Consider the following 1035-nt stretch of genomic DNA (forward strand, 5'->3'; position numbering starts at 1 on the left):
TTGGCTGGCGGTGCAGCAGCCGGGCAAGCCGGTGGCGGTGAAGACGGAAATGCAGCAGGCGATGCTGGCGCTGCACCGGATGCGCGAGCAGTTGGTGAAATTCCGCACGATGCAGAGCAACGGACTGCGTGGATTGCTGGCGGAATACGGCGAGGTGATGAGCCGGGGACGAGCGAAACTGGACAAGGAAATACCGGCGGCACTTGGACGGCTCGCGGAGCGTCTGCCGGCGGCACTGATCGATACGTTGCGTGAACAGTGGAACGGGTTGGCGAGACTGGACGAACAGATCGCCGGGATCGAGCGCCGTATGCGCGAATGGAAGAAAGAAGACAAGGCGGTTGCAGGGATCAGCGAAATTCCAGGCGTGGGGCTGCTGACGGCAACGGCAGCGGTGGCGATGATGGGCGACCCGAAGGCATTCAGTTCGGGGCGGGAATTCGCCGCCTGGGCCGGTCTTGTACCAAAGCAGACGGGCTCGGGAGGCAAGGTGAACCTGCACGGGATCAGCAGGCGCGGCGACACGTATCTGCGCACGCTGCTGATTCACGGCGCGCGAAGCGTGTTCACGCATGCGAAGGAGCCCCGCCCGTGGGTCGGGCAAATGAAGAAACGCCGGCCAACGAATGTGGTGATCGTCGCGTTAGCGAACAAGATGGCACGGACGATCTGGGCGGTATTGGCCCATGACAGGCCGTACCGGAACGACTATGTGAGCGTGAAGCCGGCATGAACTGAACGGCCGACGCGAGGTAGAAGGTCAACGTTTAACACAGGGTGAACGTCGAAAGGTTGCGCAGCAATCGAGTGTGATGACAAGCCAGGTAGGACCAGGACTCGCTAAACCTGAATGATTCGAAGAGCGTCGAGCTCGCAAGGAGTCGAGCTCGCCAGGAGAATGAGGCGCGAGTCAGCGGATTTCATAGGGGCCCGCAGCCGCAGCACCGACTGCAACAAGGCCGGATATAGAGCTGCAGCCCATCCTGTCTGTCGGAACACACGAAAACTGTTGCAAACGGGACGCGTTCATATAGG

At 61.1% G+C, this 1035-nt stretch carries 1 protein-coding gene; it reads left to right on the forward strand.

Going from position 1 to position 1035, the window contains the following annotated elements; translation table 11 throughout:
• A partial coding sequence (locus LJ655_RS30025) for an IS110 family RNA-guided transposase (protein WP_230564776.1) occupies positions 1 to 733 on the forward strand: 733 nt, incomplete at its 5' end.
• Positions 734 to 1035: the final 302 nt, after the last annotated feature.

It is taken from the genome of Paraburkholderia translucens, assembly GCF_020881035.1.
Lineage (GTDB): Bacteria > Pseudomonadota > Gammaproteobacteria > Burkholderiales > Burkholderiaceae > Paraburkholderia > Paraburkholderia translucens.